The following is a 20513-nucleotide window of genomic DNA, read 5'->3' as shown; positions in this document are numbered from 1 at the left end:
ATATAGAAGTGAGGTAACTGATTCATACGATTAAGGAATCAAAATTCTGGTTGCCACGCAGGGGTGCGTTTTTGATATTCGATATCTTGGACAATGCCTTTTTCATTAAAAATCACACCATGTACAGAGCCGCCAAAAATAGCACCACCATCTATCCCAATTTTTCCATCACTTTGCCAAAGGTCCGTGGTCTGCATATCACCATGTAACATCGGAGTAATGGTATGACCAAAAACAATGGTCTTGCCTGTATTATTTTTCCCTTGATGAAAGGGTTCGCGAATCCACAAAAAATCCTTAGGTGCTGTTTGCCGCCAATCTTCCATCGTTAAATCAACCCCAGCATGCACAAATAAGTAATGCTGCCATTCAAAATAAAGTGGTCGTTTTGTTAAAAAATCAATTAACTCTGGATAGCGACTACGGATCATTAAGGCCATTTCTGTTGGTGAGTATTCTGCAGTAGCTCCTGGATGCAAGAGGCTTTCAATTGTTTCCTTGCCACCATTGCGAATATATCCTGCAAACCAGTCCTCTGGATTTTGAAGAAACTGCAAAAAATATTCTTCATGATTGCCTCGTAAATAAACAGCGCCGTGTTGCTCGACAAGTTCTTTTCCTTTGAGAAAACAGGCTTTAGAATGTGGACCACGGTCGTTTAAATCACCAATTAAAACTAGCTGATGCTCAACTGGGTCATAGTCTGTAAGTAAGGCATCAAACAAATCTGCTTGTCCATGAATATCACTGATTACATAAACATATGGTTTCATAAATAAGCCCTCCTAACTTGCTTATATTAAGTATACGCTAAATTTTAAAATATTCTCGTAAAATGTTTGGAAATAAAAAACGAAAATAGGACATAAGTCAAAACGACTTATGTCCCACTCTCTAAATCTTAAAATAATCAGTTGAACAAAAGCAGCACCTACAATTACTCGTTGCAATTTAGCCTTCGAGAGTGATGAACACTTGGAGCTAACTGCTTTTGTCTCTGACTCGTTTGGTTTATTTTTTCTTCTTACCGCCAAACGCATCTTTCATTTTATCAAAGAAGCCTTCTTCTTGTTGTTCAGTTACATTCTGTCCGCCAGCTTTTGCAAAAGCTCGTAGGGCATCCTTTTGTTCTTCATTAAGATTTTTTGGTGTTATTAATTTCACTTTCACGTGTTGATCACCATTGCCCCCACCACGTAAACGTGGCGCACCTTTGCCTCTTAAGCGGAAGTTTGTGCCAGTTTGTGTTCCAGCCGGAATTTTTAATTTCACGTCACCATGAACAGTTGGTACAGTTACTTCGTCCCCTAGAGCCGCTTGGACAAAACTTACTGGTAAATCGTAGTAGATTTCTGAGCCATCTCGATCGAAAATATCACTATCTTCAACACGAAAGACTACATATAAATCACCATATGGTCCACCATTGGTACCCGCTTCTCCTTGGTTAGCTAAGCGCATTTGTTGACCGTCTTCTACTCCAGCAGGCACATTTACTTTGACAGTATGTGCTTTTTTCTCATGACCTGTGCCATGACAAGTTGGACATGGTTCTTTAATTTCTTTCCCTGTGCCATGACACACATCACAAGTTTGACGACTCATCATACGACCTAATGGCGTTTGACGTTCAACATTGATTGTTCCAGAGCCATGACATTTATGACAAGTTTCTGGGTGTGTGCCTGGTTTGGCGCCATTACCGCCACAGGTTGCACAAGTATCTTCTCGATTGTACTTAATCTCTTTTTCGACACCGAAAATAGCTTCTTCAAATTTCAATTGAATTGTATATTGTAAATCGGCGCCTTGTCTTGGTGCATTTGGATCAACAGAACGGCCACCGCCGCCACCAAAGAATGAATCGAAAATATCTTCGAATCCACCAAAACCACTACTGCTAAATCCGCCGCCACCGAAACCGCCAAAGCCACCAGCGCCGCCACCGTAATTAGGATCAGTTCCTGCATGGCCATATTGGTCATAGGCCGCTTTTTTCTGTGGATCACTTAATACTTCATACGCTTCAGAAACTTCTTTAAATTTTTCTTCCGCATCGGCTTCTTTGTTAATATCTGGATGGTACTTTTTGGAAAGTTTGCGGTATGCTTTTTTAATTTCATCATCTGAAGCACCTTTTGCTAATCCTAGCACTTCATAATAATCTCGTTTCGTCGCCATTGACTTCCCTCCAACTTTCTTCAAACTTTACAATGTGTTTAGAACCAGCCAAATTCATCGATTGCTTTCGGTCTCTCTGGTTGGATTATCTGTCACACCTTGAATCAGTGTTACTAGCTGTGAATAGGTATTTTCAGCTTGTTTAACATCGTTGTAATCATACCACAGTTCTTTCAAAACCTAAATAGTTTCTTGCTAACTTGATTGTGGTTGATTTTCTCACAAAAGACAAGGGACTGGGACATTAGTCATTGTACTAATGATCCAGTCCCTAAAATCAATTGTTATTGATTATTTGTCATCACCATTTACTTCTTCAAAATCAGCATCAACAACATCATCAGCGCCACCTTGAGCAGCTTCAGGATTTTCTTGTGCTTGTTGTTGCGCAGCTTGTTCGTAAAGTTTTACTGTTAAGTTTTGGACGATTTCATTCAATGAATCACGTTTTGCTTTCATTTGTTCGATATCGTTTGCTTCGATGGCTGCTTTTAATTCATCACGCGCATCTTCTGCTTTTTTCACTTCTTCAGCGTCTACTTTTCCTTCTAATTCTTTCAATGTTTTATCAACAGTGAATAATAAAGCATCTGCATCGTTACGTAAGTCAACTTCTTCTTTACGTTGTTTATCTGCTTCAGCGTTTGCTTCAGCATCTTTTACCATACGTTCGATTTCATCATCAGATAAACCTGAAGAAGATTTAATCGTGATTGTTTGTTCTTTTTGAGTGCCTAAGTCTTTCGCACGAACATTTACAATCCCGTTTTTATCAATGTCAAAGCTTACTTCAATTTGTGGCACACCACGAGGAGCCGCAGGAATATCTGTTAATTGGAAACGACCTAATGTTTTATTATCAGCGGCCATTGGACGTTCACCTTGTAAAACGTGAATATCAACAGCTGGTTGATTGTCAGCAGCAGTTGAGAAGACTTGTGATTTACTTGTTGGAATCGTAGTGTTACGATCAATTAATTTTGTAAATACGCCACCCATTGTTTCAATCCCTAATGACAACGGTGTTACGTCTAATAAGACAACGTCTTTAACATCACCAGTGATTACGCCACCTTGGATTGCAGCACCCATTGCTACTACTTCGTCAGGGTTAACTGATTTGTTTGGTTCTTTGTTTGTTTCTTTGCGAACAGCTTCAACTACAGCTGGAATACGTGTTGAACCACCAACTAGGATAACTTCGTCGATTTCAGAAGGATTTAAACCAGCATCTTTCAAGGCTTGACGTACTGGTACTTTTGTACGTTCAACTAAATCACTTGTTAATTCATCAAATTTTGCACGAGTTAAGTTCATTTCTAAGTGCAATGGTCCTGCTTCGCCAGCAGTAATAAATGGCAAGCTGATTTGTGTGCTTGTTACACCTGATAAGTCTTTTTTCGCTTTTTCAGCAGCATCTTTCAAACGTTGTAATGCCATTTTATCGTTAGCTAAGTCAATGCCATTTTCTTTTTTAAATTCTGCAACCATGTAGTCAATGATTTTATTATCAAAGTCATCCCCACCTAGGTTGTTATCACCGGCTGTTGATAATACATCGAAAACGCCATCGCCTAATTCAAGGATTGACACGTCGAATGTACCACCACCAAGGTCAAAGACAAGAATTTTTTCATCTTTGTCTGTTTTATCTAAGCCATAAGCTAAAGCTGCTGCTGTTGGTTCGTTAACGATCCGTTCTACTTCTAAACCAGCAATTTTACCAGCATCTTTTGTTGCTTGACGTTGCGCATCGTTGAAATATGCAGGAACTGTAATAACTGCTTTTTCAACTTTTTCACCTAAATAGTCTTCAGCAAAACCTTTTAAATATTGTAAGATCATTGCAGAAACTTCTTGTGGTGTATATGATTTTCCTTCAACATCAACTTTGTAGCCAGCTTCACCCATGTGACGTTTAATAGATGAAATCGTGTTAGGATTTGTAACAGCTTGACGTTTTGCTACTTCGCCCACTTGAATTTCACCGTTTTTGAATGAAACGACCGAAGGAGTTGTGCGGTTACCTTCTGGGTTTGCAATAATTTTCGCTTCGCCGCCTTCTAGCACTGCGACAGCTGAGTTTGTTGTTCCTAAGTCAATACCAATAATTTTACTCATAGTGAATATCTCCAATCTGTATTAGTTTTCTATAATAATATATTTTTAATTAACGTTTGTTATTGTGCAACAATGACCATTGATGGTCGCAACACACGATCTTGTAATTTGTACCCTTTTTGTAGAACTTCAACAATGGTATCTGCTGGGGTTTCTTCAGAAGCAGGGACTGTTTGAACGGCTTGATGTAAATTTGGATCAAAGGTTTCACCCATTGCTGGGATTTCTTCAATTCCTTCTTCTTTTAAAGCCACAGTAATACTTTCTAGCACCATCGAAATACCTTTTTTCAAGCTTTCGCCTTGTTCATCTGATACTTCAATAGCCATTGCTCGTTCTAAATTATCAATGGATGGTAAAATCTTTTTACCTAAATCTTGTGAGCGGTAACGAACTAATAATTCTCGTTCGTTTTTATTTCGATTGCTCATATTAGCAATTTCGGCTCTTGCCCGCAAGAACTTGTCTTCCATTTCGGAAAGCTCTGCTTTAAGATTTTCAATCTCTGTTGCTTCAACTTCTACTTCAGAAACGCCAGCAGCATCAACAGCTTCCATTTCTTCTTGTAATTCTTCTTGCTTCTCTTCTTTTTTACTCACTTCAGCAACTTCCTTTCTCTTTATGCATCTACTTCTTATCCTAACAAGGTTTGCTTAATTACCTAAAAAACGGTAATAGTCACCTAGTTGTGAAGCTAGCTCATGTCGAAACGTGTCTACCAAACCGAATATTTTTGAATACGGCATACTGGTTGGTCCTAGCAGGGCAATTGTTCCTTTGCCATGTCCTGATACTTCATACGTAGCAGTGATCATGCTCATATCTTCTAAGAGATTGTTGCCAATTTCTGAGCCGATACGAAAAACAATTGGATTTTCTGTTGTTGCAGAACCATTTAATAAATGCGTCAGCTCATCAGAATTTTGCATAAAGGAATAGACAGATTTCAATTGTTCAATATCTTGTTTGATGCCAAAATCTAACAAATTCATGCGACCACCGACAAAGACTTTTTCTTCAAAGGCATGTCCTAACATCTCATCGAATAAGTTCATCATTCCTTCTGGCGTTTGGAAATAGCGATGTAAAATCATCGGAATCTCCGTCCGCAAACGATGATAAACGGTCAACAAAGGTTGTCCAACCAACTTATCATTGATGATTTGTGTCATTTTTTCAAGATCTTGGCTAGAAACAGCGGCAGGAATGGCAAATACTTGGTTTTCAACATTGCCTTTATCTGTCACTATAATAGCAAGGACTTGCCGATCATTCAAAGGAACCATTCGAAAGCCGGTTAATTTCCGTTCTTTCACTTCAGGTCCTAATGAAAAAGCAGTATAACTTGTCAATTCTGATAGAATTTCAGCTGATTGTCGAATAATATCATTAATCTCATGAAATTCTTTTCCAAAAGATTGACGGATCCTTCTAAGTTCGTTCTCTTCTACTTGTGTTGGCTGTAAAAGATGATCCACGTAGTAACGATATCCAGCCATTGAGGGGATTCGCCCTGAAGAAGAATGGGTCTTAGCTAATAAGCCGTATTCTTCTAATGCTTTCATATCATTACGAATTGTGGCAGAACTAGAGGCAATGCCATCCTCCATCAATTTCTTAGAACCGACAGGTAAGCCCGTGTTCGTGTAATTTTGGATGATAAGTCTCAAGATATTTTGTTGTCTTTCTGTAATCATCGTTATTACCACCCTTCATTAGCACTCTTAACATCTAAGTGCTAACTACATATACTAATATAACAAGTCCTTACCTTTTTGTCAAGGGAAATACGCAACTTTTTAGCACTCTTAACGCAAGAGTGCTAATCGCTGCAAATCACCTTCAAAACCCACTAATACCAGCCTTTGTGATAAAAAAATCATCGAAATGCTTTGTCATACTTCGATGATTTTTTTATTTTTTTACTCTTTTTCACTTAACAAAAATGCTTCAAAAACATTATTCCCCACAAATAGTCCTTTTTTCGTTAAACGTAAGATATCTGCTTCTTCAATTAATAATTCTTCTTTGATTAAGCGTTGAATGACCTCTCCATAAATTGCTTCAATTGGTTCATGAAATTTTTGTTGGAATTTTTGTTTAGAAATACCTACTTTTTTACGTAAGCCTAAAAATAGCTCCTCTTCTATTTGATTTAGACGAGTTAATTCTTCAGTCTCCACAATTGGCAATTGATTTTCTCGCAAGGGTTTCAAATAATGTTGGATTGGGCCGTGATTTTTGTAACGATTTTGTCCAAGATAGCCGCTGGCACCTGCGCCAAATCCATAGTAGTGGTCATTATTCCAATAAGCTAGATTATGCTGGCTTTCTTTTCCTGTTAAAGCAAAATTACTGACTTCATATTGATGACGTCCTTTTTTCTCCATTGCTTCAATCGTTTCGTCAAACATCTGTGCTTCGATTTCTTCTTCAGGCAGCTGTAACCGTCCTTGACGAACCCAGTTCATGAACATTGTTTTATTTTCAAGAATTAATGAATAAAGCGAATAGTGTGGCAAGTCCAATGCTAAGGCTCTTGTCAAAGTATCGCGAAAACTTTCCAATGTTTGTCCAGGTAAAGCATAGATTAAGTCAATACTGACATTGGTAAAATTTTCTTTCTCTAAAAATTTCATTGTTTCATAAACATCTGCGGCGGTGTGCTTGCGACCGATTTTTTTGAGCAAGCGATCATCAAATGTCTGAACGCCCATCGAAAGACGATTGACGCCATAGTTTTTCATGACTCGTAATTTTTCTTGGGTTAAATCACCAGGGTTTGCTTCCACCGTAAATTCATTTCGGTCATCAAACGTTAGCTGTTCGCGAACCCCTTTTAGTAGCACGTCTAACTGTTTCGCTGATAATGAAGTTGGCGTGCCTCCGCCAATATAGATGGTTTTCATTTCTTGTTCTGGATACAATGCTTGCGTAAGTTGAATTTCTTTTAATAAACTCTGAATATATTCATCAACTGGTTGTCCTTCTAAAAAGACCTTGTTAAAATCGCAATAATAACAAATATGCTCACAAAATGGAATATGAATATAGGCCGACCGATCGAACATCGGCGTTGAAGTTGAAAGTTGGTTTGTTTTGGTCATTAGCTCGTTTTATCTCCTTATTACCAAAAAGCTCGTTCTTTTTGGAAAGTCTCTACTAGCCATACTAACTGTAAATGACAAATAAATCCATAAAAAAATTCGCGCAGCCACTTAAAACAACAACGAGGAGCTGTCATAAAAACCGACACCTCCTCAACCTTGAAAGAAAAGTAAAAAAATTTTTCTATATATAATAGTACAAATCAGTTACAGTAATTGACCGTAACGTTTGACGTATAAAACTTTAATGAACGCAACCAGTGCTAAATAAGCAACAATTGTCGGGATTAAATACAAGAAATAGCTTGGTGATAAACCGACAAATCCTAGTTCTGCACCGAAAGCGGTAAAGGGTAAAACAGTTCCGAGAACAATCCCTGCTGTAGTGACTAACGTCATAATTCCAGAAGCACTACTTTGAAGGAAAGGCATTTTTTCTGTTCGTAGGAAATGCAAGACGAGCATTTGGGACCATAAGGACTCAATGAACCACCCTGCATGGAAAATACCGATAAAGAGCAATTGATCTGCTCCATTTAATTCAAAGAATGAGCCACCTAGGATAGCCGGACACACAATGAAATACATAAATAAATAGGTAACAATATCAAAAATAGAACTCGTTGGACCAAACCAACGCATAAAATTACCAATTGATTTTGGTTCCCATTTTTTTGGTTTTTCTACGTATTCTTCATCTACTTTGTCCCAAGGAACTGACATACACGAAGTATCGTAAATAAGATTTAATAATAGCGATTGAATCGGAGCAATCGGTAAAAATGGTAAAAAGATACTTGCCGGGATCACGGAAAAAACATTGCCAAAATTAGAACTTGCTGTTAATTTGACGTACTTCATCGTGTTCGTAAACACGCGCCGTCCAGATAAAATTCCTTTTTCCAAAACCATTAAATCTTTTCTCAATAAAATTACATCCGCCGATTCTTTCGCCACATCGACAGCTGTATCAACAGAGATTCCTACATCAGCAGCACGCATTGCTCCAGCATCATTTATTCCATCACCTAAAAAGCCAACAGTTTGACCATTTTCAGTTAACGCATTTACAATACGAACTTTTTGGTCAGGCGTAATTTTGGCGAAAATATTATACGCTTGAACGGTTTTTCTTAATTCTTCTTGGTTTAATTGTTGAAGTTCATTTCCTGTAATAATTTTTTCGCCAGCCAGACCAACTTCTTTACAAACAGAATGCGTCACATACTGATTGTCCCCCGTTAATACTTTCACAGCTACATTATGTTGATGCAAGGCGTGAATAGCTGCCGCTGCTGTTTCTTTTGGCGGATCTAAGAAAGCAAGATAACCTTGTAAAATCAACTCTGATTCATCTTTAGTTGTATACTCCCATTCAGCCGCTTCGACTTTTTTATCGGCAATTGCTAGAACGCGCAAACCATCTCGATTTAAAGCTTCAACGTCTTTGGTAATTTTTTGACGTAGCGTCTCTGTTAAAGGCACAATTTCGCCATCTAAAAGTACCTGTGTGCAGACCAAGAGCATTTCTTCAACCGCCCCTTTGGTAATTAAGCGTGTTTCTCGTGTTTTAAACTCTTTGATAATCACACTCATTCGACGTCGATTGAAATCGAAAGGAATTTCATCTACTTTATAAAAATCATCTGATTGTATATCACTTTCTTGCGTCGCCGCTTGAATAACGGCGTTATCCATTAAATTACGCAAGCCCGTTTGAAAATAACTGTTTAGAAATGCTAAATCCAAGACTTTTTGATCTTCTTGGCAACCAATATTATAGTGGTATTCTAAAATTACTTTATCTTGTGTTAAGGTACCTGTTTTATCCGTACAAAGTACATCCATCCCGCCAAAATTTTGAATGGCATTGACATTTTTCATAATCGTGCCTTCTTTAGCCATTTCTCGAGAACCTTTGACTAAATTGGTTGTTACAATCATAGGTAACATTTCTGGTGTCAAGCCGACAGCTGTGGCAATCGCAAACATTAACGCTTCCACCCAATCGCCTTTTGTTAACCCATTAATTAGAAAAACAGTTGGCGTAATGACCAACATAAAGCGAATCAGCACCCAGGTTGTTTTATTAATTCCTGTTTCAAAACTTGTCTGCTGCTGCTCTTCTCCGTTATCAGAAGCCATCCGCCCAAATAATGTTTGATTACCAACTTTAATGACAATGCCCAAACCAGTGCCACTAATGACATTTGTTCCTAAAAACAAAAGATTGTCGTATTCTGTATCAATTTGATCACTATCTTTTTGATGAGTCGCGTGTTTTTCAATGGGAAAACTCTCTCCAGTCAAGGATGATTGGGAAACAAATAAGTCTTTAGATTGGATTAAACGTAAATCGGCTGGAATCATATCGCCAGCGGATAGTTGGACTAAGTCGCCACACACAACTTCCTCAATAGGAATTTCCATTTGCTTCTTGTCACGAATGACTGTCGCTGTAACTTTAATCATATTTTGTAATTTTTCAACTGCATTGCTTGATTTGACTGATTGGACAAAACTCATCGTGCCACTTAAGATGACCATCGCTAACATGATTAACACGCCAGTAACATCTTTTTCCTCTGGCGCAGCATAGACATATTCTGTAAAAAATGAAATCGTTGCTAGTGCTAATAACACCAAAGTAAACGGCGTGATATACGATTTTATAAAAAGTCGCAGCCGTGAAGCTTTTTTTTCATTCATAATTTTGTTGCGGCCATAACGTTCTTGTAATTCTTCAATATCTTGGTGTTTAATGCCATCCCAAGTTGAGCCAAAACGTTGTAAAACTTTTTCTACTTCTGAATGGGCAAACTTTTTGTAACTATAGTCATGGCCCAAGTGACGCATTTTCTTTTCCATTTTCTTTCACCTCATTTATCTGTTGTTGACTTGAATTGACGATCGGTTCATCTTCCATTTTCCTCACCCTTTCCACAAAAAAAGACACGCTGAAAACTCAACGTGTCAAAGAATAATCGTTCTTATCGTTGAGCTTTAGCACTATACAACGTAAAAAGCGATTGCTTTTAGCTACCTTAAGAAAAGCCTTCATTCGACAGTTCCTGTTCTACCCATTGGCGTCTCTCGACATTTTTGGGCAGTAGCCTATGTTTGTATAGGAGCCTCACCTAACAAATCTTATTTAATTACAACAGCAAGTATAATTCTTCCTTGAAAAAATAACGATATAGAAAAAGTTTTTAGCAGATAACTTTTTGTCCCTTCAGTAACAAAAAGAAAAATAATCCGCTTATTTACTATGGTTTTCTGGTATGATTCGTATTTATTCATAGAATCATAACTGGTTAAATTAATCTAAAGACCGTCAGATAGCCTTGTCGAGAAGCTTTTCTTCTGCTATTTTTTGTATAGTTAAAGAAACGGCGGTGAGGAAAATGAAATTACAACAACTAGAATATTTTATGGCAGTTTCAAAGTATGCGAGTTTTACTTTAGCTTCTCAAAAGCTCCATACGAGTCAACCTTATTTAAGTACCCAGCTCAAGGAGTTGGAACGTGAATTAGGTGCTTCATTAATTTTAAGAGACAAAAAACATTGTCGGCTTTCTCCAGCAGGCGAAGTCGTCGCCAAGCGAACAGAAATGATTTTTGCACTCATTAAGGAAGCGCAAGAAGAGATTAATGAATTAGTGACCCAAGGATCGACAACGACCATTCGGATTGGAACAAACTTAATTGATATAGATAAAGCATTTGGAGAAGTCTTGTTGTTATTTAATCAATCCTATCCGTATGTAAGTATTGATTTTAAGTATTATTACGATCTTGAAACAGCCCTGGAAACAGATTTAATTGACATTGGGATTGGGATATTTTTGGATACCTCGATTCCATTAGAGAAAGAATTAATTTATACAGAAAGCTATCTCCTTTGTGTCAATAAAAATCATCCTTTAGCCCATGCCGATAGCGTAACGATTGACGAAATTCGTTCTTTACCTTTTGCTGCATATTCCGATCAAGTATATGAAAAAAAAGTGTTTAAACGTTGGGAACGTAAAATCAATTGGGAAAATCGGCAAATCGTCATCGAACTCCCTTCTCTTCATTTAGTCTTAGACATGGTCCAACGAGAAAAAGCCTGTAGCATCCTTCCCTATTCACTCACTGATGAACTAAACAGACGTAACTTAGTTGGTATTCCTCTGGAAGATAGTCCAGAACGAGCCATCTATTTAGTTCAGAATAATCATCACGGACATTGTGAAGCGCACCGTTATTTATTCGAACAATTACGTTATTTATTCTAGGAATAGAAAAAGGAGGAATTCCCATGGAACTATTTCGTTTACATTATTTTTTAGAGTTATGCAAAGTGAAACAATTTACTAAAGCAGCCGAAAATTTAGCAATTTCTCAAGCTGCATTAAGTAAGCAAATAAAAATTCTTGAAGCAACGTTAGGCGCGGAACTTTTTAATCGCCAAGGTCAAACTACCACCTTAACGCCGGCTGGATTAATTTTAGAAAAATATTGTTGGCGCATCACCAATGAGTTGGTCTCGATTGAAGAAGAGCTAAAAGAAATTAATCATTCTTCCAACCATATTTATGTAGCCACTTATCTCTGTGATTTAGAATATAAATTGAATGACTTACTAATGACAACATTAACGGATCGTTCATCCAACTTACAAGTCCACACTATTATTACAGAAAATATTCTTCAATCCTTGGAAACAATGGATGCAGATTTTGGTATTTCCTTTGCTGACTTACCATTACCTGAACATATTGGTAAAATTGATTTATTTACAGCAAATTATCAATTCATTTTAAGAAACGATCATCCAGCTTTGGCAAAAGCCACGACGGAAGAAATTTTAAAAGAACTAACAATGTACCCCTTCGTCCGTTTAAATACCGAATTTTCCGAGCAAAACAAATTAACCAATTGGCTAGATACTACGTTTTCTAATTTTTCTCCAGAGAAAGTCATTCAAGTGGATACTCTTTCACTTATTACTCACTTGGTGTCTCATTCCGATAGTTTCGCTATTGTCCCCGAATACACAAATATTCAACTTTTAGACAATTCGATTCATACACTGACTTACCAAGAACTACCTAAACGAAACATGGCAGTTTATTATTTAAAAGAACGTTACATGAGTCGACAACTTCAACAACTTTTGGCTGAATGCCAAAAACAATTTCAATAGTAAAAACCAAGACTAGAGCTTGTCGGCAAGCGAGTTCCAGTCTTGGTTTTTATTTGTGTTTTCAGGTAGTGACTTCTCTTCCTTTAACAAATCCTAAAGAAGTGATAGCCATCACTAACGAAGTGCCTCCTTGACTTAAAAACGGAAGCGGAATACCTTTTAACGGCAACAGTCCAATCACCGCACCGATATTCTCCACCGTTTGAAAAACCAGCGAAAAAATGAGGGCGACACAGATGTACATACAAAAACGCGAATTGCTCCGCAAGCCAGCTACTAAAACTTGATAAAACAAGTAAAAATAGAGAAAAACAACAGTGGCACTGCCCACAAAGCCCCAGGCTTCCCCGATAAAAGTAAAAACCATATCAGACTCACGAACAGGAACATACACTTCAATCCCATGCACACCCTTGCCAAATAAACCACCCGAACCAATTGCCAATAAGCCTTGTACTTGTTGATAGGAGATTTTATCGACATAATCATAGGGATGAATCCATGCTAAAATTCGATCCAATTGATATTGTTTAAAATGTAAAAAGAAGAGTACTTTGTGCCCCCACTCTGTAAAGACTAACAGAATCAAGACCACGCCTAACGTTGCTAAAGCACTGAAAATAATGATTAAAATTTTACGATCAATTCCTGAAATAACTAAAAGAGATAGGATAATCGTTACGAAAACAAGGGATGTCCCAAAATCTTTTTGTACCGCCATCAAGAAAAAAACAGGGACACTAACCGCAACGATTTTTTTTAGAAGTTGCTTGTCTGAACGCCATTTATCAGACCAGTCTTGTTGCTCATGTTGGACAATAATTTTTGCCAACATTAAAATAAACGCAATTTTCGCAATTTCTGATGGCTGAAATTTAATAAACCCTAAATCTAACCAGCGCTTTGTGCCCGTCAATAAATACATTCCTTTGTCATAGGAAAAATACAAAGCACTCATTAAGATTAATGAAAACCCATAGAAAAAAGGAGCTACTTTCCAAATAAACTTCTGTGACAGCCGACTAGCTAAAAACATGCCTGCATAGCCAACAAAAATAAAGAAGAGTTGTTTTAATGCTGGCACAGTTCCGTCTTTTCCTTCATTAACGGCAATCCAATATTGCACACCAGAAGATAAAAGTGTGAGTAAAAAAATGGGCAATAATAAATCATAATTAAGATGTAAGTTGAATTTTTTTGTATTGACCATTTAACTGCCGCCTTTCGTTTGCAATAATTTTAATGACGATTCCTAATGCCACTGAAAAGATTAAATAACTTGTCCCACCGTAACTAACAAACGGTAAAGGAATTCCCGTCATTGGAATCAAACCCAAAACGCCACCAATGTTAATCGCCGTTTGAGCTAAAATCAAGGTCCCGACCCCTAACAAAAACAAGCCGTAACAATGATTTTTTATTACACAACTACTCCGCAAAATCGAGGCCGCTAAAAATAACAAAAGAAATAGCAATAGTAAGCCGCCAATCAAACCAAGTTCTTCCACAATCACCGCAAAGATAAAATCGGTTTGACCTTCTGGCAAGCCACCTTTTTTTACCATACCATTGGCTAATCCAGTGCCCCAAAACCCACCGTTATACATCGCTAAATAGGCCATTGAAGGCTGAAATCCGCGATCATGAAAGGATAAAAACGGATTTTTCAAAACAACTAAGCGGTCATACACATGCGCAAAAAAATGTGGTAAGTAGCGGTGATCGCCTAGAAAAATAATTATTTTAGAAAGAAGCGCCGCGCTAGCAACGACAATCCCCGCAGCAATTACACTAAATTTTGCATGAATACTTGCTGAGAAAATTAAGACACTGCCAATAACTAAAATAAGAATAGCCCCGCCAACTTTGGGTTGAATCAAAACTAAAAATGCAACGACCAAAACAAACAGCCATTGTTTCCTTAACTGCTTCGTTGTCAAGCCATTTTCTTTTTCACCTAAATAACAGCTCAAGTAATAAATAATCGCAAAATTACAAAGTTCTGATGGCTGAAATTGGATTCCAAAGAGAGAAATCCAACGTTGTGCGCCATTCGCTGCTACACCAAAAAAAGGTAGTCGAACCATTAGCAGTAATAGTACCGAAACTAAAAGCAGTCCAATCGCAATTTTCTTATTAAATAACACTTCTAATCGAACTTTGTAGATCACGAACATTAGCACCCAGCTGAGACACATAATAATGCCTTGTTTAATAAACACAGCAGTGGGCTTCACACCTTGCATCAGCAAGTCATAGCTACTGGCGCTATAAATCATTAACGCGCCAATAATACTTAATATAATAAAGGTCAAAAGAATTTTTGTTAGACCTAAAGTACGTAGATTCATTCTCTCACCTCTATCTTTTTCTAATTAAATCAATCTTACCAGTCTGAGTTAGAAAACAAATAGAGAGTTTTTTATAGAACTATTACTAAGCTTACATAACAAAAAGTAGCTAGACTTGGTTCATTTCACCTAGTTTCGCTACTTTTAAAAAAAGACATTTATATAATTTTTGTGTGTTGCTCACATTTCTGATAAATTTTTCCAAACTTATCTCTTTCTAAATACTGATAATCTACTAAATACCGTCTCAAAAGTGCATAATCTTCATAGATTTCTCTAAGTCGCTGATTGACTTCTTTTTCCGTATATTCTTTCCCAAATTCAAATTGGTTGGCCACACGTTGAAACACTTGGACTTTTTTCGCATTTTTCTTGGGAATAACCAGCAACTTTCCTTCTTTAAAAAAATTTTCAACCATGTTTATTCTCCTTTTTTTGTTTTGACTATTGTTTAGAAAATTGATGATTCAGTTTTTCTTTCTGTTTATCAGTCCATTTGCCAGCGACTTCATTGACAATTGTTTCAGCAAAATCACCTACTTTTTCTCCCGTAATATTTTTGATAGGTGTTCCGTTAGCAGCTCCTTCTTCAAACAGATCAAGTAAATCAGTCAACGCATTGAACATATTGGCTCCGCTATGATCTGAAAAATGCCATGCATATTTTTCAATTTCTTGAAATACTTGTCGATACTCTGCTGGTAATGCTGCAATCCGTCGTTTATATTCTTTGTACTCTTTTTTATCCCCAACAACTTTTTTGATCAACGCTTTAAAATCTGACATGCTCTATCCCTCCATTTTTTTCATCTTGTTTACTTGTTTTGAAAGCAACGTCCAACGCTGCCAAAAATCAGCGAGTTCTGCTTCTCCTGATGAGGTTAAGCGATAGAACTTCCGCATTGGCCCTTTTTCTGAAGGCTTTTTTTCAGCTATAACCCATTGATTTTTTTCTAAACGCAGTAAAATCGTATAAACGGTTCCTTCAACAATTTCAGTAAACCCTTGGTCATTTAAAATTTTTGTAATTTCATAACCATATGTTTCTTTCCTTTGGATGATGGCTAAAACTAAACCTTCTAAAATGCCTTTTAGCAACTCTGTCTGCTTCACTGCTTTTCCTCCCCAAACTACTCTTTAGTACTATGTACCACTACATAATAATACTAAGTACCGGTTCTGTCAACTACTTTGTAATAAAAAGTAGTAAAGACACGACAACTACCAGTACTTAACTAGTGGTTGTCGTGTCTTATTATTCTTTATTCATTTATTCCGAGGTCTGCTTCAAAGGCTTCTAATTCTGCAAGGTGTGTTTCTGGATAAGCAAAGCATGTTGAAAAATGCCACTCCCCACCACTTGTGCCAAAATAACCTGGCAGTAATTCCAAAGCCAATAATGCTTCTGATGTTTCTTTTTCAGGTAACGTAATCTGAAAAGTAGTCGCTGGAACAAAACCGAACTTCGTATAGTAAGTTGGATGGCCCAGGATAATCAATCCACCGATCCCTAATTCTTTGGCCTTCTGCACAGAATGCTTAATTAATGCTGAGCCTACGCCCTTGTTCTGAGCTTCTGGATGGACACTTAACGGCCCAACGGTCAAAACAGCCTTTTCTGTATGATCAGGTAATCGTAGTTTGGCTTTTGAAGACATAATATGACCCGTTAAATTTCCTTGATCAGTTTCTGAAACTAAGGACAACTCCGGAATAAAGTCGGCACTTTCTCTTAATAAATGCACGATAAAATGCTCTGTGGGACACCAGTTTTCGGTCAAGTTTAATTCCTTAAACGCTTGATACGTTAAACGTTCTACAGCTTGATACTCTGCAGGTCTTTCTTGACGAATCTTCATTATTTGTCCTCAGATTGTTGGAAATAGTCAGCCGTATCTCGTTCATCTTGTTTTAATTGGTCGATCAAGGCTTCAGCCCCATTAAATTTCACTTGGTCACGTAAATAATGATTCCAACGAACCACCACTTGTTCACCATAGATGTCTTGATGGAAGTCCAAAATATAGACTTCCACGGTTAAATCGCGTCCTTCTCCAAAGGTGTCATTATGACCGATTGAGCCCATGCCGACATACCATTTGCCACCGACTTCGATTTGTACAGCATAGACGCCAATTCTTGGTAAGCGCACGGTGCTTTTCACTTTGACATTAGCGGTCGGGAAACCTAATAAACGGCCACGAGCATCGCCATGGACAACTGTTCCTTCTGTTTCATAAATATATCCTAACAACTCCGTGACCTCCTCCATTTCGCCGGCTTCCATTTTTTCGCGAATTCTTGTTGAGCTAATTTTGGCACCAGTCATTTCTTCTTTTGGTACTGTCACCACTTCAAAACGGCCTTGCGCATAAGTTGGTAACTGTTTGACTCCAGCGATTTCTTTAGGACCATACGTATAATCAAACCCAGAGACTGCCACTGCACTATTTAAATTAACGATATACTGATCGACAAAATCTTGCGGTTTTAATTGAGCAAACGCTGAAGTAAATTCGACAATATATAAAATATCAACGCCCAAGTTGGCCATTAGGCGTTCTTTTTGTTCCAAGCTAGTTAAATATTTCATATTTTCTGGTAAAACTTTTTGAAAAACGATTGATGGGTGTTGGTTGAAGGTCATCACAGCTAACTTCAAGCCTTTTTCCTCAGCAATCTTTTTGCCTGTTTCAATTACTTTTTGGTGGCCTTTGTGAACACCGTCAAAGAAGCCTAGGACCATCACGACTTCTTCATTAGGAATTTGATTGGGTTCATAGGGATGATGTAGTTGAATAACTTGCATGTGCAAAAACTTCCTTCTTTTTTATTTAATTGTTCCGTAGAACTTTACTTGGTTTCAATAATTTATCATGCGTTGGGTGTGGCATGTATAAACTAACCACTTGATTTTGGTAAAATAAAGCAACTAAGGATTCTGGCATTGCCTTTATTCCTAGTTCTTTTTTGTGCAAACGCATGCCATTTTTTACTTTTTGATACAATTCATCTGATAAATCAATTCGTGGGAATTGTTCTACTGCTGTCTCAATGGGCAACAGGCATTGATCGATTGTTTCAGCAGCCATTTGTTTGGCTACTTCTTCTAACGTTAAGCATTGCGCAGCTTGCAAACCGCCACTTGCCGTTCTCGTTAAATCCGACATATGGGCAGGATAGCCTAATTTTTTGCCAGTATCCACGGATAGTGTCCGCACATAGGTTCCTTTGCCACAGACCACTTTAAACCGCCAACTTTGTGTTTGAGCAGATTCATTAAAAATTGGTTCACTAGTGCGTTCAAATGAATAAATCATTGCTTTTCGTTGGGGCCGTTCAACTTCTTCCCCGTTCCGCGCATATTCATATAAACGTTTACCATTGACTTTCACCGCAGAAAACATCGGTGGGATTTGTGTGATTTCACCTGTCATTTCGGCCATTGCTTGATCAATTTGTTCAGTTGACAGAGGTGTTGTAACTGGTTTTTTTTCAACAATTTCGCCACTAACATCTTCGGTTGTCGTAGCAAATCCAAGTGTAATTTCACCTTCATAGGTTTTGCCAGAATCTACCATGTATTCAATCACTTTCGTTCCTTTGCCAACGCAGATGGGTAAGACCCCTTCGACATCTGGATCTAGCGTACCACCATGACCAATTTTTTTGGTATGTAAAATTTTTCTCAATTTAAATACGCAGTCATGACTTGTCATGCCACGTTCTTTCCATAACGGTAAAATGCCGTCCATTATAGTTCCTCCAGTTCCGATAATACTAACTTTGTCATTATAGCATAAAAGTACCTAGCTTCGCAGTCTCCGTTGCTTATTCCCTTTGGCAAAATCTCTGCTAAATGCAAAAAAAGCCACAAACTCTGATAAAAGCAGAGTTTGTGGCTTTTTTTAGCTAGCAAATGATCCCCATGTATTCTGTGCGTTGCCATCGTTTGGTCCGATTGGCAAATAAATTCTCGCGCCTGTCGTATCTGTTCCACCAATAAAAACATACCCATCTGCAATATAAAACGCATCGTAATAAAAGCGAGTATTTTTAGGCCAAATACCATAAATGGGTGCTGACAAACTAGGTTGTCCTGCTCTTAAAACAATGCCTTCGTCCACACCAATTAGAAATGATTTCTTCGTTTGCGGGCGCCAAAGTTCAGCAATGTCGCCGTCGTTCACATAACCTAACAAATGTCCGCTATTTTCAATACGGTAAAGGTTTTGTCGGTCCGGTAATTTCGCTGTAATTGTTCCTACCTGTGTCCAAAGTGCCTCTGCTGATAGATGTTCATTGATTAAAGCATCTGGTGTTGGATAGATTGAAGTGAAACGAATTGCTTGTCCTACTTGATATTTTGGTGCATTAGGTTTACCTGGCTGAACAATGACAGTCTCACCTGTTTCAGAAACGCCCGTTTGTAAATCTTGTGCCAACTGCGCTTTACTAATCCCCCAACGCGCTAAATAACCATAAGGATCTGTATGATCTCCCCACCAATTTTTTGTAATCCAATCATGAGTGACTATTCCATAACCTGTTCCATCGTCTAGCGAAAAATCAGCACCAATGTTCTGAGCCAAATCACGGGCCAAATTAACATAGGCAGCATAATCTTTTTTAAATGTCGTCGCATTATTCGTTCGAGCCAATTCGATTTGCGCATAGGCTTTTTGATTAGCTAAAGAACCTGCGCCATATTGAATTTGACCAGCAGGAGCTAATTGTTTCACTCGTCCACCAGATCCGACAAAATATGAGACATAAGCATTTGACCAATTTCGTTTCATATAGGCTACTTCATTGTCTAAACTGTGTGGTCCTAGGTTCCGCTCGTTTCCTGATTCATGTAAAACAATTAATTCATTGGTTGCAGAGCCTGGAAAATAAGTAAAGTTGATTGGATCCGCTTCGATGGTGTAAGCGCAAGCTGTCATCGGAATCGTTAGACTTAAGCCAATCACTAAAGCAAGTTGAATCATTAATTTTTTAAACATAGCATACTCCTTTCTAAAAAAAGCCATGAAAGGAAGGTCAAAATAACTTCCCTTTCACGGCTTAAACCCGCAGATAAATGGCGGGACAGAAGTAATTTCTTCGGCAATCAGCCGAAAGTTCTACGTTTGTCCCGACCACTTCTACTTAATCATCTTTATTTTTTAACTGAATAAATAACTCTTTTAACTTTTTCGGCATAGGAATAAAGGTCGCAATGTTTTCAAAAAAAGAAAGTCCTTCGTTCGCAATGTAAAAAATCAGAACCATTTCCCGAATTGGCAAATTGTTCCCCACAACTTTTTCAACACGAACCGCTACGGCAACCACAAATAACATCGTCACTTTTTTCGCAATTCCGAGCATACCAATCCGACTGGACAATTCTTTTGTGGCGATTGCCTTAATCCAACCTGTGATGAAATCGACAATAATTAAAAAGAGGAAGACATCCAACAATTGATCTAATCCACCTAATAAACGTACGACAATCCCACCGAAAATGCTTAAAAGCATTGTTATTGTGTTGAGATAACGTTCCATAAAAAGTCTCCTAAA

Annotated in this window: 20 protein-coding genes and 1 riboswitch; of the genes, 2 read left to right on the top strand and 18 right to left on the bottom strand. The window is 37.8% G+C overall.

What is annotated here, in order from left to right; all coding sequences use genetic code 11:
* Nucleotides 1-38 precede the first annotated feature (38 nt).
* The 8 genes from IGL07_RS06160 to mgtA form a co-directional block, all read right to left on the bottom strand.
* Nucleotides 39-773 (bottom strand): metallophosphoesterase family protein, encoded by a 735-nt coding sequence (locus IGL07_RS06160; RefSeq protein ID WP_002413320.1) that lies wholly within the window; start codon nucleotides 771-773, stop codon nucleotides 39-41.
* A 238-nt stretch (nucleotides 774-1011) separates the two neighbouring features.
* The gene (gene dnaJ / locus IGL07_RS06155) at nucleotides 1012-2181 is read right to left on the bottom strand and encodes a molecular chaperone DnaJ (RefSeq protein ID WP_195526157.1); all 1170 of its coding nucleotides are present in this window, start codon (nucleotides 2179-2181) and stop codon (nucleotides 1012-1014) included.
* 54 nt (nucleotides 2182-2235) lie between these two features.
* The gene (locus IGL07_RS06150; RefSeq protein ID WP_002357824.1) at nucleotides 2236-2358 is read right to left on the bottom strand and encodes a hypothetical protein; all 123 of its coding nucleotides are present in this window, start codon (nucleotides 2356-2358) and stop codon (nucleotides 2236-2238) included.
* A 114-nt stretch (nucleotides 2359-2472) separates the two neighbouring features.
* Nucleotides 2473-4302, bottom strand: a complete 1830-nt coding sequence (dnaK, locus tag IGL07_RS06145; protein ID WP_002357825.1) for a molecular chaperone DnaK — start codon at nucleotides 4300-4302, stop codon at nucleotides 2473-2475.
* A 59-nt stretch (nucleotides 4303-4361) separates the two neighbouring features.
* Entirely contained in the window at nucleotides 4362-4901 is a 540-nt protein-coding gene (gene grpE, locus IGL07_RS06140) for a nucleotide exchange factor GrpE (protein ID WP_002357827.1), read from the bottom strand.
* Between the two features lie 54 nt (nucleotides 4902-4955).
* Entirely contained in the window at nucleotides 4956-5999 is a 1044-nt protein-coding gene (hrcA, locus tag IGL07_RS06135; protein ID WP_002357828.1) for a heat-inducible transcriptional repressor HrcA, read from the bottom strand.
* A gap of 225 nt (nucleotides 6000-6224) precedes the next feature.
* The gene (hemW, locus tag IGL07_RS06130) at nucleotides 6225-7373 is read right to left on the bottom strand and encodes a radical SAM family heme chaperone HemW (protein WP_177219244.1); all 1149 of its coding nucleotides are present in this window, start codon (nucleotides 7371-7373) and stop codon (nucleotides 6225-6227) included.
* A 243-nt stretch (nucleotides 7374-7616) separates the two neighbouring features.
* Nucleotides 7617-10277 carry a magnesium-translocating P-type ATPase gene (gene mgtA, locus IGL07_RS06125; RefSeq protein WP_002357830.1) on the bottom strand — a complete coding sequence of 887 codons (2661 nt, stop codon included), beginning with the start codon at nucleotides 10275-10277 and terminating at the stop codon, nucleotides 7617-7619.
* 113 nt (nucleotides 10278-10390) lie between these two features.
* Nucleotides 10391-10561: riboswitch (M-box (ykoK) riboswitch) on the bottom strand.
* A gap of 252 nt (nucleotides 10562-10813) precedes the next feature.
* Here mgtA and IGL07_RS06120 point away from each other — a divergent pair.
* Both IGL07_RS06120 and IGL07_RS06115 read left to right on the top strand, forming a co-directional pair.
* Entirely contained in the window at nucleotides 10814-11689 is an 876-nt protein-coding gene (locus tag IGL07_RS06120; protein ID WP_002382245.1) for a LysR family transcriptional regulator, read from the top strand.
* A gap of 23 nt (nucleotides 11690-11712) precedes the next feature.
* Nucleotides 11713-12600, top strand: a complete 888-nt coding sequence (locus IGL07_RS06115) for a LysR family transcriptional regulator (RefSeq protein ID WP_002357832.1) — start codon at nucleotides 11713-11715, stop codon at nucleotides 12598-12600.
* 61 nt (nucleotides 12601-12661) lie between these two features.
* On the opposite strand, the gene IGL07_RS06110 is transcribed toward IGL07_RS06115, so the two are convergent.
* From IGL07_RS06110 to IGL07_RS06065, 10 genes are all read right to left on the bottom strand, one after another.
* Nucleotides 12662-13810: an FtsW/RodA/SpoVE family cell cycle protein gene (locus tag IGL07_RS06110; RefSeq protein ID WP_002380215.1), complete on the bottom strand. Its 1149-nt coding sequence runs from the start codon at nucleotides 13808-13810 to the stop codon at nucleotides 12662-12664.
* Entirely contained in the window at nucleotides 13776-14951 is a 1176-nt protein-coding gene (locus IGL07_RS06105; protein WP_002357834.1) for an FtsW/RodA/SpoVE family cell cycle protein, read from the bottom strand. Before IGL07_RS06105 ends, IGL07_RS06110 begins: the two co-directional genes overlap by 35 nt.
* Before the next feature lie 158 nt (nucleotides 14952-15109).
* Nucleotides 15110-15370: a DUF2087 domain-containing protein gene (locus IGL07_RS06100; protein ID WP_002360471.1), complete on the bottom strand. Its 261-nt coding sequence runs from the start codon at nucleotides 15368-15370 to the stop codon at nucleotides 15110-15112.
* A gap of 25 nt (nucleotides 15371-15395) precedes the next feature.
* A complete protein-coding gene (locus IGL07_RS06095) occupies nucleotides 15396-15737 on the bottom strand; it encodes a DUF1048 domain-containing protein (RefSeq protein ID WP_002361700.1) in 342 nt (113 codons plus the stop codon).
* Between the two features lie 3 nt (nucleotides 15738-15740).
* Nucleotides 15741-16064 (bottom strand): PadR family transcriptional regulator, encoded by a 324-nt coding sequence (locus tag IGL07_RS06090; RefSeq protein WP_002357837.1) that lies wholly within the window; start codon nucleotides 16062-16064, stop codon nucleotides 15741-15743.
* Between the two features lie 149 nt (nucleotides 16065-16213).
* Entirely contained in the window at nucleotides 16214-16810 is a 597-nt protein-coding gene (locus IGL07_RS06085; protein WP_010817224.1) for a GNAT family N-acetyltransferase, read from the bottom strand.
* Complete coding sequence (gene ribF, locus IGL07_RS06080) at nucleotides 16810-17760, bottom strand: riboflavin biosynthesis protein RibF (RefSeq protein WP_002363808.1); 951 nt, start codon at nucleotides 17758-17760, stop codon at nucleotides 16810-16812. Before ribF ends, IGL07_RS06085 begins: the two co-directional genes overlap by 1 nt.
* Before the next feature lie 25 nt (nucleotides 17761-17785).
* Nucleotides 17786-18706, bottom strand: coding sequence for a tRNA pseudouridine(55) synthase TruB (gene truB, locus IGL07_RS06075; protein ID WP_002357840.1), 921 nt, complete (start codon nucleotides 18704-18706; stop codon nucleotides 17786-17788).
* 153 nt (nucleotides 18707-18859) lie between these two features.
* A complete protein-coding gene (locus tag IGL07_RS06070) occupies nucleotides 18860-19984 on the bottom strand; it encodes an SH3 domain-containing protein (protein WP_025189517.1) in 1125 nt (374 codons plus the stop codon).
* Nucleotides 19985-20102: 118 nt separating this feature from the next.
* Complete coding sequence (locus IGL07_RS06065; protein WP_002357842.1) at nucleotides 20103-20498, bottom strand: phage holin family protein; 396 nt, start codon at nucleotides 20496-20498, stop codon at nucleotides 20103-20105.
* Nucleotides 20499-20513 lie beyond the last annotated feature (15 nt).

The sequence above is a fragment of the Enterococcus sp. DIV1368f genome (assembly GCF_051712245.1).
Classification (GTDB): domain Bacteria; phylum Bacillota; class Bacilli; order Lactobacillales; family Enterococcaceae; genus Enterococcus; species Enterococcus faecalis.
This window is presented reverse-complemented; position numbering and strand designations above follow the sequence as displayed.

Bases quoted from the DNA above. Each gene is read 5' to 3' on its own strand.
- IGL07_RS06120 (WP_002382245.1), top strand. From the start codon at position 10,814: ATGAAATTACAACAACTAGAATATTTTATGGCAGTTTCAAAGTATGCG.
- IGL07_RS06085 (WP_010817224.1), bottom strand. From the start codon at position 16,810: ATGAAGATTCGTCAAGAAAGACCTGCAGAGTATCAAGCTGTAGAACGT.
- IGL07_RS06070 (WP_025189517.1), bottom strand. From the start codon at position 19,984: ATGGCTTTTTTTAGAAAGGAGTATGCTATGTTTAAAAAATTAATGATT.
- ribF (WP_002363808.1), bottom strand. From the start codon at position 17,760: ATGCAAGTTATTCAACTACATCATCCCTATGAACCCAATCAAATTCCT.
- IGL07_RS06160 (WP_002413320.1), bottom strand. From the start codon at position 773: ATGAAACCATATGTTTATGTAATCAGTGATATTCATGGACAAGCAGAT.
- hemW (WP_177219244.1), bottom strand. From the start codon at position 7,373: ATGTTCGATCGGTCGGCCTATATTCATATTCCATTTTGTGAGCATATT.
- dnaK (WP_002357825.1), bottom strand. From the start codon at position 4,302: ATGAGTAAAATTATTGGTATTGACTTAGGAACAACAAACTCAGCTGTC.
- IGL07_RS06095 (WP_002361700.1), bottom strand. From the start codon at position 15,737: ATGTCAGATTTTAAAGCGTTGATCAAAAAAGTTGTTGGGGATAAAAAA.
- hrcA (WP_002357828.1), bottom strand. From the start codon at position 5,999: ATGATTACAGAAAGACAACAAAATATCTTGAGACTTATCATCCAAAAT.
- truB (WP_002357840.1), bottom strand. From the start codon at position 18,706: ATGGACGGCATTTTACCGTTATGGAAAGAACGTGGCATGACAAGTCAT.
- IGL07_RS06115 (WP_002357832.1), top strand. From the start codon at position 11,713: ATGGAACTATTTCGTTTACATTATTTTTTAGAGTTATGCAAAGTGAAA.
- IGL07_RS06100 (WP_002360471.1), bottom strand. From the start codon at position 15,370: ATGGTTGAAAATTTTTTTAAAGAAGGAAAGTTGCTGGTTATTCCCAAG.
- IGL07_RS06105 (WP_002357834.1), bottom strand. From the start codon at position 14,951: ATGAATCTACGTACTTTAGGTCTAACAAAAATTCTTTTGACCTTTATT.
- IGL07_RS06110 (WP_002380215.1), bottom strand. From the start codon at position 13,810: ATGGTCAATACAAAAAAATTCAACTTACATCTTAATTATGATTTATTA.
- mgtA (WP_002357830.1), bottom strand. From the start codon at position 10,277: ATGGAAAAGAAAATGCGTCACTTGGGCCATGACTATAGTTACAAAAAG.
- IGL07_RS06065 (WP_002357842.1), bottom strand. From the start codon at position 20,498: ATGGAACGTTATCTCAACACAATAACAATGCTTTTAAGCATTTTCGGT.
- dnaJ (WP_195526157.1), bottom strand. From the start codon at position 2,181: ATGGCGACGAAACGAGATTATTATGAAGTGCTAGGATTAGCAAAAGGT.